Below are 12,780 nucleotides of genomic sequence, written 5' to 3'. Positions count from 1 at the left end.
ACTCCCAAATGGGAATGCGTCCTTTTGTCATGCGGCTTGCTGTTTTTCTTTCTTCATTTCAAGTTCAAACCGTTTCGTCTCCGCGACGACGACACCGGACAAGAACAACAACCCGATCAAGTTCGGGATCGCCATCAATCCGTTGAACACGTCCGAGATGGCCCAGATGAGGTTCAAGTTCGTCGTCATGGCGCCTAGTCCGGCGACAATGATGTACATGACTCGGTAAGGTACGATCGACCGCTCACCGAATAAGTAATAAATCGACCGTTCTCCGTAATAACACCAACCGATCACAGTCGAGAAGGCGAAGAAGACGAGCGAGACGGTGACGATCAGTTCCCCGACCGGGCCGAGGAAGTAAGCGAACGACGCTTGCGTCAACTCGATCCCTTGAAGACCGCTCGCGTATTGACCGCTCATGACGATCGTCAAACCTGTGATCGAGCAGACGATCAGTGTATCGATCAATACTTGCGTCATCGAGACGAGCGCTTGTCGTCCCGGGAAATCGGTCTTCGCGGCAGCCGCCGCAATCGGTGCCGAACCGAGACCGGCCTCGTTCGAGAACACCCCGCGGGCGACCCCGTATCGAATCGCGGCACCGAGCGCCCCGCCGCCGATCGCTTCGGCGCTGAACGTACTCTCGAAGATGGTCGCGAACGCTGACGGGATCAACTCCGCGTTCATGACGAGAATGGTGAGACCACCGCCGACGTAGGCGAAAATCATGATCGGCACGAACACGCCGACGACTTTCCCGATCGACTTCACCCCGCCAAGAATGACGAACGCCGTCAGCACCATGAGCGCGATCCCTGTCACGAGCATCGGTACGCCGAACGACGTGTTGAGCGCGAGACTGATCGAATTCGTTTGGACGCCGTTTCCGATGCCGAACGCCGCGATGGCCGCGAAAAAGGCGAACGTCATGCCGAGCCAACGTTTTTTCAAACCGTGTTCCAAGTAATACATCGGTCCGCCGGCAATCTCGCCCCGCTCATCGACGACGCGATATTTGACGGCGAGAATCGCCTCGGCATATTTCGTCGCCATGCCGATAAACCCAGACAACCACATCCAGACGATTGCGCCTGGTCCACCAAGGACGACCGCCGTGGCGACGCCGACCATGTTCCCGGTCCCGACCGTCGCGGCGAGCGCGGTCATGAGCGCTTGGAAATGGGTGATGTCCCCCCGTTGCTTCTTCTGTTCATCTTTCGTCTTGGGGGTAAACGCTTCTCTCAAGCCGAACCCAAGTCTTGTCACTTGGATGAAGCCGAGCCGGACGGTCAAAAAGATCCCCGTCCCGATCAATAAAATAAGTAAGTGTGGACCCCAGACAAGGTCCGATAACGCTGTCAACCAGTTCTCAAATTGTGCCATCTGTTCGTTCCCCCTATGTAGTGCCGTTGCCCTTCCCATTTTTCAGAACATTCACATACTCGTCAAGTTCTCCCCGCGTCAAATCGGTCGATTACAGCGTAAACAACTTGTCACAAACCGTCTCAAGCGTTCATATACATACGATCACACCGTGCTGAATTGACATCAAATTGTAAACGTCACGCACAAAAAAACGGCCTCCTTTTCAGGAGACCGCCCGTCCTTATGAGGTGATGGCCGCGACGACCTCGTCGACGTGCCCTTTCACTTTGACGCTCCGCCATTCTTGTTCGATATAGCCGTCCTCGTTGATGAGGAACGTCGAACGGACGATGCCGTAATACTCTTTCCCGTAATTCTTCTTCAGTTGCCAGACGCCGTAAAGCTCCGACACTTCATGGTCAGCGTCGACGAGCAAGTCGAACGGGAGCTCATGCTTGTTGATGAAGTTTTGATGCTTCTTCTGACTGTCGGCCGAGATGCCGATGACGACGGCACCTTCGAGCTTCGGCATCGCGTCGCGGAAATCGCACGCCTCGGTCGTGCAGCCCGGTGTCGCGTCTTTCGGATAGAAGTACAACACGACTTTTTGGCCGCGGTACTGTTCAAGCGAGATCATGTCGCCGTTTTGGTTCGGTAACGTGAATGTCGGTGCTAACATGTGAATGCCTCCTCAGCCGAACGACGGGTCGACGAGTCGCTCGTCATAGCCGTCGATCGCTTGTTCTAGTTTTTGTTTGAGCGGTTCGAGCACTTCCAAATAGTCGACCGGGTCTTCGGTCGCGGCCGCCTCGCGCAAGCCGTCTTCATTCTCATCATACCACTTCACGTACGCCTCGAAGTACTCGACCATCACTTGTTGGTTCTCCGGGACGGTGAGCGTCTCCGACAGCAACAAGAACACGTTGTTGTCGGCCTCGAGCGCGACGTAGTCGGTCTGGGCGTTGACGCGGTCGTAGATCGGCCCGGCCTCATCTTCCGGTACGTCGGCGAGACGGGCGTTCGCCTCCGGGTTGACGCCGTATTCGTTCGCCTCGATGCCTGTCAACAGTTCTCCGACCTCACCGATCACCTCAACCGGGAGCACGGCCGGGGTGACGACGAGCTTCCAATCATCGCCGTCTTTGATGGCGACTTTCGCCAACCGGTTCGGCAGCTCGTTCCCGTCCCCGTCTTCCATCTCATGGACGATATAGGCGACGTCGCCGGTCTCGTTCACCCAGCCTTCGTAAATGTCACCGGGCGAAAGATCTCGTGCCACCGCTCCCGTCGCCGGGATATCGGTCCGTTCGCCGGCGTAGTCGACCGCGGCGAGCGCTTCGGCGTCCCCTGCTTCAAGTGCCTGTTGATACGATGTATAGACGGTCTCGACCGCTTCCGGGAGCGGGCGTTTCGCTTCCTCGGCCGGTTGCTCTTCCTCGTTGCCGCACGCGCCGAGCATCATGACGAGCACGAGCGGAATCATCCACTTCTTCATTTAATCATCCTTTCTCGTTACCTCTCTTGTCCTCATCCTACCATGACTCGATTTCGAGCGAAAACGACACGCTTTTCTGGAAAATTGTTTCACTAGGATTTCGGCTAATTTTCCGATACAATACAGACGTAAGCGCTTAACCGCATAATCACTTTTAAGGGGGAACGAGAATGATTCCATACAAACATGAACCATTCACAGACTTTACAAACAAAGAGAACGCCTCAGCCATCCAAGCGGCGATTGAGAAAGTGAACGGTGAGCTCGGGAAAGACTATCCGCTCGTCATCGGTGGGGAAAAAGTGACGACGGACGATAAGATCACGTCTTATAACCCGGCAAACAAAGAAGAGGTCATCGGCCGCGTCTCGAAAGCGAACCAAGAACTCGCAGAGCGCGCGATGCAAGAAGCACTCACAGCGTTTGACACGTGGCGCCACGTCGACCCAGCCGTCCGTGCCGACGTCTTGTTCAAAGCGGCGAACATTGTCCGTAAACGCAAGCATGAATTCTCGGCTTATCTCGTGAAGGAAGCGGGCAAACCGTGGAACGAGGCGGACGCGGATACGGCGGAAGCGATTGACTTCATGGAATACTACGCGCGTCAAATGCTCGAGCTCAAACCAGGTAAAAAAGTCGAGAGCCGTCCGGGCGAATACAACCGCTATGACTACATCCCACTCGGGGTCGGGATCGTCATCAGCCCATGGAATTTCCCGTTCGCGATCATGGCAGGGACAGCCGTCGCGGCCATCGTTGCCGGTAACACGATCCTCTTGAAGCCAGCTTCAACGACACCGATCGTCGCCGCGAAATTCGTCGAGGTGATGGAAGAGGCAGGTCTTCCGAAAGGCGTCCTCAACTTCATCCCAGGACCAGGCGCTGAAGTCGGTGACTACCTCGTCGACCATCCGAAAACACGCTTCATCAGCTTCACAGGTTCACGCGACGTCGGCTTGCGCATCAACGAGCGCGCCTCGAAGTTGAACGACGGCCAGATCTGGCTCAAACGTGTCATCGCCGAGATGGGCGGAAAAGACACGATCGTCGTCGACGAGTCAGCAGACCTCGAGCTCGCGGCCCAGTCGATCGTCAAGTCGGCGTTCGGCTTCTCAGGACAGAAATGTTCAGCTTGTTCACGTGCCGTCATCGTCGACAGCGTGTACGACACAGTGCTCGACCGCGTCGTCGAGTTGACGAACGAACTCTCGGTCGGAAACACAGAGAAGAACGAACACTTCATGGGACCGGTCATCGATGCGTCAGCGTTCAAGAAGATCACGTCGTACTTCGATGTCGCCAAAGAAGAAGGACGCATCCTCACGGGTGGTAAAGCGGACGACTCGACAGGCTACTTCATCGAACCGACTGTCGTCGCAGACGTCGACCCGAAAGCACGCCTCATGCAAGAAGAGATTTTCGGACCGATCGTCGCGCTCACAAAAGCGAGCGACTTCAAACAAGCGATCGACATCGCCAACAACACCGAGTACGGTTTGACAGGTGCCGTCCTCACGCGTGACCGCTCGAACCAAGAGTACGCGCGTCAAAACTTCCACGTCGGAAACTTGTACTTCAACCGTGGCTGCACAGGCGCCATCGTTGGCTACCAACCGTTCGGCGGCTTTAACATGTCAGGTACGGACTCGAAAGCAGGCGGACCGGATTACATCCAGCTCCACATGCAAGCGAAAACGACATCTGAGACGTTTTAATCATCAAGTCCGGCTCAACATGAGCCGGGCTTGTTTTATAAGGAGGACTATTCATGGAAACGTTCGATGACTTTTTAGCAACGATTGACGACCCGGAGCGACGCGCCAAGCTGGACGACGTGTTCGACTGGATACGCCAGACGTTCCCCCATCTCGAGGAGCGCATCGCCTGGAACCAACCGATGTTCACTGACCACGGGACGTTCATCATCGCCTTCAGCGTCGCCAAAGCCCATTTCGCGGTCGCCCCGGAAGCGATCGCGCTTGAACAGTTCGCCAATCGCATCAAAGAGTCCGGCTACACGCAGACGAAACAGTTATTTCGCATCAAATGGAATCAAGCTGTCGACTATGGTTTATTGAACGACATCATCACCTTCAATATACAAGACAAGGCTGACCATACATCGTTTTGGCGGACATGAACGATCGTAAAGATAAACTAAAAGGTTCGGCACCTCGTGAGGAGCCGAACCTTGTTTGCCTCTATTAAATGATAAGGAGAGGTTGAGTGTTACAATCTACTCGCCCCGCTTCATAGATTGAATCAAAGACGGTGGAGAAAAGCCGGTCGTGAGTCAAGAATAGATCAAACAAATATGGATCAAACGTGCCTTTCATTTGACACATCATCTCCAATGCTTCCAGGTGCGTGTATGCTGGTTTGTATGGTCGTAAAGTCCTCAGGGCATCATACACATCGACGATACTTACAATTCTCGCCGCAAGCGGAATCGCTTCTTTCGATAAACCATGGACATAGCCTTGTCCATCCCATTTCTCGTGATGATACAATGCGATGTCCATAGCCATCTGGATAAAGGAGTTTTCCGGAAACTGCAGATGTAGCTCACCAAGCACTTCTCCCCCTACTCGAACATGTTCTCTCATGAGAAGCCATTCGTCTTCGGTCAGCTTGCCCTCCTTCAACAAGATCGCATCAGGGACGGCAATCTTTCCAATATCATGTAGCGGTGCAGCCAAGCGAATCGCTTCGACAAACATCGAATTTACTTGTGACCCCGGTTCCTTTTGAACAATCCCAGCCAAACTTGTCGCAAGCGCTTGGACTCTTTCGATATGATTACCCGTGTCATTGTCACGCAATCCAGATAGTCGAAGCAATGTTTTCACTAGACCTTCTTGATACTCTTGTAACTGTTTTTCTTTTTCTTCGAGATTGTAAGAAAATTGTTCACGTTCATTCACGTTTTTTAATTGAGCGTTTAGACGCAGTAACACCTCTTCTGGGTGAATCGGCTTTGTAATGTAATCTTGCCCACCGGCTTCGAATGCTCGTACTTTATCGTATGACTCGGTCAGTGCACTTAAAAATATAACAGGGATGTTCGGATTATATCGTCTCCGGAGTATCTCACATACTTCATAGCCATCCATGTCTGGCATCATAATATCTAATAAAATCAAATCAGGCTCTATCTGTTCCATCGCCTGTAGCATAAACTTACCATTTGGATAGACGCGCACATGGTAATCGGCTTGACTCAAAATATCATAGAGTAAACGCAAGTTGGCAGGCGTATCATCAACGACAAAAATTGTTCTCTTTTTTGTTTCAATCAGCACGATCAGCTCCTAATTCTCGTTGCAAATGACGACTTGCCAACTCATAGTCAAACCGCTCGAGTGCATCCCAAATGACCTGTAAGTGAGGGGCCTTTTGCTGATAGGTTTGTACAAATCGCTCGATCGTTTCAACATCTCCTTCTTGAACCGCTTTGTGGACGTTTCGCAACATGTCGTGGGAATCGACGACGATATCCCCTCGATGACGATACATCGCATCAAACAATTGCTTTGGATGAAACGGCTTCGAGACGAATGCGCACGCCCCTGAAGCGAAAGCTCGTTGACGGTCCTCTTCGAAAGCGTTCGCCGAGATGAAGATGATCGGCGGACAATCATCACGCTGTTTGAGTTCCGCAGCCACATCCGCCCCGTTCCCATCTGGCAATCTCATATCTAATAAAATCATATCGTACCGCTCAGTCACCGTCCGTTCGAGTGCACGTTTACCAGAAGCAGTCATACTGACGCTACAACCGGCCGCTTCGAGCAGTTCCTGTAAAATGTCTTGTTGCGCAGGCGTGTCTTCTACGACGAGGACGTGCATGTCGGCAAACCGCACGTCCGTCCATTCTTCAAAATCGCGAGCAGCTTGTGCGGCGCCTTCCTCTACCTCCACCGGCAAGGTAAAGACGAAGCGACTGCCGCGTCCAAGTTCGCTCTCTACTTGAAGGTCCCCGCCGAGCAATGTCGCGTATTGCTTGCTAATCGGCAGCCCTAACCCTGTTCCTTGATGCTGGTCGGTATATTTTTTTTGGTAAAACGGTTCAAATAACAATTCGAGTTCTTGCCCATCCACGCCTCGTCCCGTGTCAGTGACCGTAAAGCGAAGTTCACCTGCAGAAACGGAAAGTTCGACCCGCACCGTCCCTTGATCGGTAAACTTCAACGCGTTTTGAATCAAATTGATCAAAATTTGTTTTACTTTCGTCGGATCGCTCGTGACGTGTTCGGGCATTTGTTGTTCCATCTCGACCGTCAACGCGACACCTTTTTGTTGTGCCATCATGTCAAACGTACGATAAACTTCTCGCATCATCACCGGCAGGGAGAAGGTTTGCTTCACCACTCGTACATAGCCGGATTCGATTTTGGACATATCTAAAATCTCATTGATGAGCGTCAACAAGTGTTCGCCGTTCTGAAGAATGTCATCGATTCGCCGCTCACTTTTGTGATCGAATCCACTACGTTTCAGTAAATGAGAAAAGCCAAGAATCGCATTCAGCGGAGTCCGAATCTCGTGGCTCATGTTTGAAAGAAATTCACTTTTGGCGATGTTCGCCCGCTCCGCCTCTTGTTTTGCCGCGATGAGTTGTTGATAAATTGTTTCGCGCTGCGCTTCGATCCGGTGTCGTTCGACTGCTCCGAGAAGAGCGTTACTAAAATCTTTTAGTACCCGTTGTTCATGGGTCGAGTACGTCCGCTCCTGCATCACCGAATCAAACCCAACGAAACCATGACACGCGTTGCCGCTCATCATCGGAACCGTTAAAAGACTTTGGATATGCTGAGGCTCAAGAATTTGCCGAATCCCGCTGTCGGTCGGCAACGCATGTACTTGAGGAATATACATCGGCTCCCCTTTCATGTGCGTCTCCACCCATTCGGGTAACGCCTCTAGAGGGACATTTTGCAAATTATCCAACTCGGCTGAGACCCCTGGCGCACACCATTCAAACGTGTTGTGGCAAAGTCCCTCGTCGAAATCATAATCAAACACATAGACGCGGTCCGTTTGAAAATGACGTCCGAGCTCCTCCAATGAATGATTCACCCGGTCGGAGAAGTCTTCCAACGAAGTCGTCAAAAAGCGGTTCAGCAGAAGCGAGACTAAATGATGCAATTCTTCTTGTTTTCGTAGCTCTTCTTCCAGGGCGATAACGATTTTCCTCATCCGGATCCCTCCACCATTCTTATATACATAAGTATCGGCTATACGAGAGGAATGATTGAGTCTATTATCCTATTTATGCATAGGTATAAAGAACCAATTTAAAAAGGAGCAACATTGCGCTCCTTTCTTTTTAAAATTGTTTCATCATGTTCGCCATCTCGATGGCCGACGTCGCCGCTTCCCAACCTTTGTTCCCGGCTTTCGTCCCGGCCCGCTCGATCGCCTGCTCAATCGTCTCCGTCGTCAAGACACCGAAAATGACCGGCACTTCCGACTGATAGCTCGCCTGGGCGATGCCTTTCGCCGCCTCGTTGCAGACGTAATCAAAGTGCGGTGTCGCCCCGCGGATGACGGCGCCGAGTGTGATGACGGCGTCATACTTCTTGCTCATTGCCATCTTCTTCGCGACGAGCGGGAGCTCGAACGCCCCTGGCACGAACGCGAGCTCGACGTCTTCTTGTTCGACGCCGTGGCGCTTGAGCGCGTCTTTCGCCCCGTCCAATAAGCGCATCGTGATGAGATCATTGAACCGCCCGACGACGATCCCGACTTTTAATCCTTTACCGACCAAGTTACCTTCAATTGTATGCATCATGTGTTTTCTCCTCCAAAGTGGTTCATTTTTTGTTGTTTCGTCAATCGATATTTCTCATTCGCCGCATGCTCCCCGACGATAATCGGTACCCGTTCGATGACGGTGATCCCGCACGCTTCGAGGGCGTCGACTTTCTCCGGGTTGTTCGTCATGAGCCGCACCGTCGTCACGCCGAGGTCACGTAGCATCGCCGCGCTGACACGGTAGTCACGAAGATCGGCATGCAGGCCGAGCGCGACGTTCGCCTCGACCGTGTCGAGCCCGCCTTCCTGCAATTCATAAGCCTTTAATTTATTCAACAGACCGATGCCGCGGCCTTCCTGACGCATATACAAGACGACACCGCCCTCGGCTTCGATCGTCGCCATCGCCATGTCGAGCTGTGGTCCGCAGTCGCAACGGTACGAGCCGAACACGTCACCGGTCAGACACTCTGAATGGATGCGGACGAGCGGGACGTTGCCGAGCTCACCTTTCAGTAACGCGACGTGCTCTTCCCGGTCGAGGACGTTCCGATAACCGATCAGTCGGAAGTCCCCTTTCACCGAGGGAAGCGATACGTCCGCCTCTCGACTGACGAGATCCGTCTCCATGTAACGGACGAGCGCCTCGATCGTGATGAATTTCAAATCATGACGTTCCGCGACGCGTTCGAGGTCCGGCACCCGTGCCATCTCCCCGTCCTCGCGGATAATCTCACAGATGACGGCGACCGGCTCACTGCCGGCGAGACGGGCCAAATCGACCGACGCTTCCGTATGACCGCGTCGTACCGAGACGCCGCCTTTTTTGGCGATGAGCGGGAAGATGTGGCCCGGACGTTGAAAATCGGCTGGACGGGCGTTGATGTTCGCGAGCTCGCGCACTGTGTGGGCCCGTTCGCTCGCTGAGATGCCCGTCGTCGAGTCGATATGATCGACACTGACGGTGAACGCCGTTCCGTGCGGGTCGGTGCTATTCGCGACCATCGGCTGTAAATCGAGCCGGACGGCGACTTCTTCAGCGAGCGACGCACAGACGAGTCCCTTTCCTTCTGTGATGAGGAAATTCATCGTCTCAGCCGTCATCTTGTCAGCGAGGACGACGAAGTCGCCTTCGTTCTCTCGGTCCTCATCATCGACGACGATGATCGGACGCCCCATCTTTAAGTCTTCTACCGCTTCTTCAATCGTGTGGAACATCACCATCCCGCCTTTCCATATCCTTGCGACGCCAGTGATTCGAGCGTCATCGGTTTTTGATTCACTAGTTTTTCCATATATTTAGCCAACATGTCGCATTCTAAATTGACCGCATCACCCGCCTGCTTCATCCCGAGCACCGTCTCACTGTACGTATGCGGGATGAGCGACAACGTGAAGCCGCGTTCGGTGACATCGAACACCGTCAAGCTCGTCCCATCGACCGAGATCGAACCTTTCGGGACGATGTAGCGGAGGAGCGACGGCTCGCAGCTGATGTCGACGTAGACGGCGTTAGCGAGCGACCGTTTTTTCACGATGCGCCCGACACCGTCGACATGCCCCGAGACGAAATGCCCGCCGAAGCGTCCATTCGCCGGCATCGCCCGCTCCAAGTTCACGCTCGTGCCGGGACGGACCCCGTCAAGACTCGACGCTTTGAGCGTTTCCGGCATGACGTCGACCGAGAAACTGTCACGATCGAACGTCGTCACGGTGAGACAGATGCCGTTGACGGAGATGCTGTCGCCGAGTTTCACGTCTTCTAACACGACTTTCCCGCTCAGCGTGAGCCGTAACGAGGGGCCGTTGCGTTTCACTGCTTTCACACTGCCGATTTCTTCAATGATTCCCGTGAACATTTGCCTCCCCCTTTCGCATGACGAGCTTCACATCGGTGCCGACTGTTTTGACAGTTCGGACCGTGAACGAGTCGATCGCATCGAGCGGACCGGTTTGATTCGACCGGTACACCCCGCCGTTGCCTCCGAAAACGCGCGGCGACTGATACATGACCCATTCGTCGACGAATCGTCCGTCGAGGAACGATGTCACGAGCGTCGGGCCCGCTTCGATGAGGACGCGACCGACACCGCGGTCGTACAAGTCCTGTAAGACGAGATCGAGCGTCGTGTAGTCGGCGAGCTCGACACCGCGTTCCGTGAACGCGTCGCGCTTCGCTTCGTCGTCGCACATCGTATAAACGAGCACCGGGATGTCGGGTGCCGTTCGGACGAGCTGACTCGAGAGCGATGTGCGCAAGTCGCGATCGAGCACGACCCGGAGCGGTTTCGTCGTCTCGCGGTCGAGCCGGACCGTGAGCGCCGGATCATCGGCGATGACCGTGCCGACGCCGGTTATGATGGCGTCCACCGTCGCGCGCAGTTCGTGGACGTCTCGTCTTGCCTCGGTTCCGGTCACCCACTTGCTGTCACCAGAATCGAGCGCGACTTTCCCGTCGAGGCTCGTCGCCGTCTTCAAGACGACGTATGGACGTTTCGTCTCGATCGAGCGCAAGAACGCCGGATTGAGCGCCCGTGCCTCACTCTCGAGCAGACCGACTTCGACATCGATCCCGGCCGCTTTCAAACGCTTGATGCCGCGTCCAGCGACGAGCGGGTTCGGGTCTTCCATCGCGATGACGACCCGCCTCACACCTGACTCGACGAGCAAGTCGGCGCACGGCGGCGTCTTGCCGTGGTGCGAGCACGGCTCGAGCGTGACGTACACGGTCGAACCGTATGCGGCTGCGCCGGCCATCCGGATGGCGTGCACTTCGGCATGCGGTTCCCCCGCCTTCAAATGGGCTCCGAAGCCGACGATGCGGCCGTCTTTGACGACGACGGCCCCGACGTGCGGATTGACGCCGGTCGACGAAGCGAACCCGGCCAATCGAATGGCATGTTGCATGTACTGTTCCATAGTCTCCCTCCTTGTTTCGTACAAACAAAAAGACCTTAAGGACATGTCCTCAAGGTCTCGGTGGGAGTTGTCAGTCGTCATTTGGGCAAGCCAAATAAGCGTTTTCTTTACAGAAAAACGGACGACAAACTACAGGTCACATGGACCTGTCGATTTTCCTTCTCCCATCCAGACTATACTGTCGGCTCTAGAGTCTCACTAGATCCACCGTTCGCACACGTGCGCCCGGGTCACGGACTTAAGGCGTTCGCCTATCACCGCCGGTTGGGACTTTCACCCGACCCCGAAGGAATATTTGTTTGTACGCCCTTACTTTAGCGCAAAAAAGAACGGAAGGCAAAGGGGAAAGTGCAAAAAAAGCGTCACTCCGAGGAGCAGCGCTTCAAATCAAGCCAAGAAGAGGACGACGAGAATCCCGACGGCCCAGCAATAGAACGAGAAATACTTGAGCTCGCCTTTCGCCATAATATGTTGGAACCATTTGAGCGACACGGCCGTCAACACGTACGAGGCGATGAACGCCAAGATGAGCGGACCGAACAGCTCACGCGTCGCCGGGTCGGTGAAGAGCACCGGACCGTCCAACACGATCGTCCCGAGACTGACCGGGATGAACATGAAGAACGAGAACCGGAGCGCCGTCTCTTGTTTGATGCCGAGGAGGAGCGCCATGACGATCGTCGCTCCCGAGCGGCTGATCCCCGGGATGAGCGCGGCCGCCTGGGCGAGACCGATCAAGATGGCGTCACGGAGCGTGATGCCGCCGTCGCCTTTGCTTCCGCGCATGTTGCGGATGAACCAGAGCGCGAGACCGGTGATGATCAACGTATACCCGACCGTCGCGACGCCGCTGAGCGCCTCGCCGATCCAGTCCCCGAAGACGACACCGATCACGCCGGCCGGCAAGGTCGCGACGAGCAACAGCCCGATGAACTTGACGTCGACCATCGTGTCATCGCTGCGGTCTTTCTTGAACAAGAACGTCCAAAGACTCACGACGAGACGAACGACATCTTTCCGATACACCGTCAAGACGGCGAGGAGCGAGGCGAAGTTGACGAAAATCTCAAACGACAACCCCGGCAATTGAATGTTGAGCAACTCTTGGAAGATGACCAAGTGACCGCTCGACGAGATCGGGATCGGCTCGGTGAACCCTTGGATCATCCCGAGCAACAAATAAAATAACCATATTGTCATATCATATTTTCCTCTTTTCTTTTTTCACTCAATGCGGTTAT

General features: G+C 54.3%; 12 protein-coding genes and 1 riboswitch. Of the genes, 2 read left to right on the top strand and 10 right to left on the bottom strand.

Going from position 1 to position 12,780, the window contains the following annotated elements:
- Nucleotides 1-27: 27 nt before the first annotated feature.
- The 3 genes from P398_RS0106375 to P398_RS0106365 form a co-directional block, all read right to left on the bottom strand.
- Nucleotides 28-1,386, bottom strand: a complete 1,359-nt coding sequence (locus P398_RS0106375; RefSeq protein WP_029334510.1) for an alanine/glycine:cation symporter family protein — start codon at nt 1,384-1,386, stop codon at nt 28-30.
- 223 nt (nt 1,387-1,609) lie between these two features.
- Entirely contained in the window at nt 1,610-2,047 is a 438-nt protein-coding gene (gene bcp / locus P398_RS0106370; RefSeq protein WP_024370563.1) for a thioredoxin-dependent thiol peroxidase, read from the bottom strand.
- Nucleotides 2,048-2,059: 12 nt separating this feature from the next.
- Nucleotides 2,060-2,863 carry a nuclear transport factor 2 family protein gene (locus tag P398_RS0106365; protein ID WP_029334509.1) on the bottom strand — a complete coding sequence of 268 codons (804 nt, stop codon included), beginning with the start codon at nt 2,861-2,863 and terminating at the stop codon, nt 2,060-2,062.
- 170 nt (nt 2,864-3,033) lie between these two features.
- Here P398_RS0106365 and pruA point away from each other — a divergent pair, with 170 nt between their 5' ends.
- Together pruA and P398_RS0106355 are read left to right on the top strand one after the other, a co-directional pair.
- Nucleotides 3,034-4,578 (top strand): L-glutamate gamma-semialdehyde dehydrogenase, encoded by a 1,545-nt coding sequence (pruA, locus tag P398_RS0106360; protein WP_029334508.1) that lies wholly within the window; start codon nt 3,034-3,036, stop codon nt 4,576-4,578.
- A 53-nt stretch (nt 4,579-4,631) separates the two neighbouring features.
- The gene (locus P398_RS0106355) at nt 4,632-5,003 is read left to right on the top strand and encodes an iron chaperone (protein WP_029334507.1); all 372 of its coding nucleotides are present in this window, start codon (nt 4,632-4,634) and stop codon (nt 5,001-5,003) included.
- A gap of 64 nt (nt 5,004-5,067) precedes the next feature.
- Here the strand turns inward: P398_RS0106355 and P398_RS0106350 are convergent, their stop codons facing one another.
- The 7 genes from P398_RS0106350 to P398_RS0106320 all read right to left on the bottom strand — a co-directional run bounded on the left by P398_RS0106350 (nt 5,068) and on the right by P398_RS0106320 (nt 12,739).
- On the bottom strand, nt 5,068-6,165 hold the full coding sequence (locus P398_RS0106350; protein WP_051638881.1) for an HD-GYP domain-containing protein: 1,098 nt from the start codon (nt 6,163-6,165) through the stop codon (nt 5,068-5,070).
- A complete protein-coding gene (locus tag P398_RS0106345; RefSeq protein ID WP_029334505.1) occupies nt 6,155-8,062 on the bottom strand; it encodes a GAF domain-containing hybrid sensor histidine kinase/response regulator in 1,908 nt (635 codons plus the stop codon). The genes P398_RS0106350 and P398_RS0106345 overlap by 11 nt, the downstream gene beginning before the upstream one ends.
- Before the next feature lie 130 nt (nt 8,063-8,192).
- Nucleotides 8,193-8,657 carry a 6,7-dimethyl-8-ribityllumazine synthase gene (gene ribH / locus P398_RS0106340; RefSeq protein ID WP_024370569.1) on the bottom strand — a complete coding sequence of 155 codons (465 nt, stop codon included), beginning with the start codon at nt 8,655-8,657 and terminating at the stop codon, nt 8,193-8,195.
- Nucleotides 8,654-9,838: a bifunctional 3,4-dihydroxy-2-butanone-4-phosphate synthase/GTP cyclohydrolase II gene (locus tag P398_RS0106335; RefSeq protein WP_029334504.1), complete on the bottom strand. Its 1,185-nt coding sequence runs from the start codon at nt 9,836-9,838 to the stop codon at nt 8,654-8,656. Before P398_RS0106335 ends, ribH begins: the two co-directional genes overlap by 4 nt.
- The gene (gene ribE / locus P398_RS0106330; RefSeq protein ID WP_029334503.1) at nt 9,838-10,479 is read right to left on the bottom strand and encodes a riboflavin synthase; all 642 of its coding nucleotides are present in this window, start codon (nt 10,477-10,479) and stop codon (nt 9,838-9,840) included. The genes P398_RS0106335 and ribE overlap by 1 nt, the downstream gene beginning before the upstream one ends.
- Nucleotides 10,460-11,539 (bottom strand): bifunctional diaminohydroxyphosphoribosylaminopyrimidine deaminase/5-amino-6-(5-phosphoribosylamino)uracil reductase RibD, encoded by a 1,080-nt coding sequence (gene ribD, locus P398_RS0106325; RefSeq protein ID WP_029334502.1) that lies wholly within the window; start codon nt 11,537-11,539, stop codon nt 10,460-10,462. The genes ribE and ribD overlap by 20 nt, the downstream gene beginning before the upstream one ends.
- Before the next feature lie 152 nt (nt 11,540-11,691).
- Nucleotides 11,692-11,834, bottom strand: a riboswitch (FMN riboswitch).
- Nucleotides 11,835-11,926: 92 nt separating this feature from the next.
- Nucleotides 11,927-12,739 (bottom strand): undecaprenyl-diphosphate phosphatase, encoded by an 813-nt coding sequence (locus P398_RS0106320; protein ID WP_029334501.1) that lies wholly within the window; start codon nt 12,737-12,739, stop codon nt 11,927-11,929.
- Between the last annotated feature and the right edge of the window lie 41 nt (nt 12,740-12,780).

The organism is Exiguobacterium aurantiacum DSM 6208, assembly GCF_000702585.1.
In the GTDB taxonomy this organism is placed as follows: Bacteria; Bacillota; Bacilli; order Exiguobacteriales; family Exiguobacteriaceae; genus Exiguobacterium; species Exiguobacterium aurantiacum.
This window is presented reverse-complemented; position numbering and strand designations above follow the sequence as displayed.

Excerpts from the sequence above, each read along its gene's own strand:
- P398_RS0106355 (WP_029334507.1), top strand. The coding sequence starts at position 4,632 with ATGGAAACGTTCGATGACTTTTTAGCAACGATTGACGACCCGGAGCGA.
- P398_RS0106365 (WP_029334509.1), bottom strand. The coding sequence starts at position 2,863 with ATGAAGAAGTGGATGATTCCGCTCGTGCTCGTCATGATGCTCGGCGCG.
- ribH (WP_024370569.1), bottom strand. The coding sequence starts at position 8,657 with ATGATGCATACAATTGAAGGTAACTTGGTCGGTAAAGGATTAAAAGTC.
- P398_RS0106320 (WP_029334501.1), bottom strand. The coding sequence starts at position 12,739 with ATGACAATATGGTTATTTTATTTGTTGCTCGGGATGATCCAAGGGTTC.
- ribD (WP_029334502.1), bottom strand. The coding sequence starts at position 11,539 with ATGGAACAGTACATGCAACATGCCATTCGATTGGCCGGGTTCGCTTCG.
- P398_RS0106345 (WP_029334505.1), bottom strand. The coding sequence starts at position 8,062 with ATGAGGAAAATCGTTATCGCCCTGGAAGAAGAGCTACGAAAACAAGAA.
- P398_RS0106335 (WP_029334504.1), bottom strand. The coding sequence starts at position 9,838 with ATGTTCCACACGATTGAAGAAGCGGTAGAAGACTTAAAGATGGGGCGT.
- pruA (WP_029334508.1), top strand. The coding sequence starts at position 3,034 with ATGATTCCATACAAACATGAACCATTCACAGACTTTACAAACAAAGAG.
- bcp (WP_024370563.1), bottom strand. The coding sequence starts at position 2,047 with ATGTTAGCACCGACATTCACGTTACCGAACCAAAACGGCGACATGATC.
- ribE (WP_029334503.1), bottom strand. The coding sequence starts at position 10,479 with ATGTTCACGGGAATCATTGAAGAAATCGGCAGTGTGAAAGCAGTGAAA.
- P398_RS0106375 (WP_029334510.1), bottom strand. The coding sequence starts at position 1,386 with ATGGCACAATTTGAGAACTGGTTGACAGCGTTATCGGACCTTGTCTGG.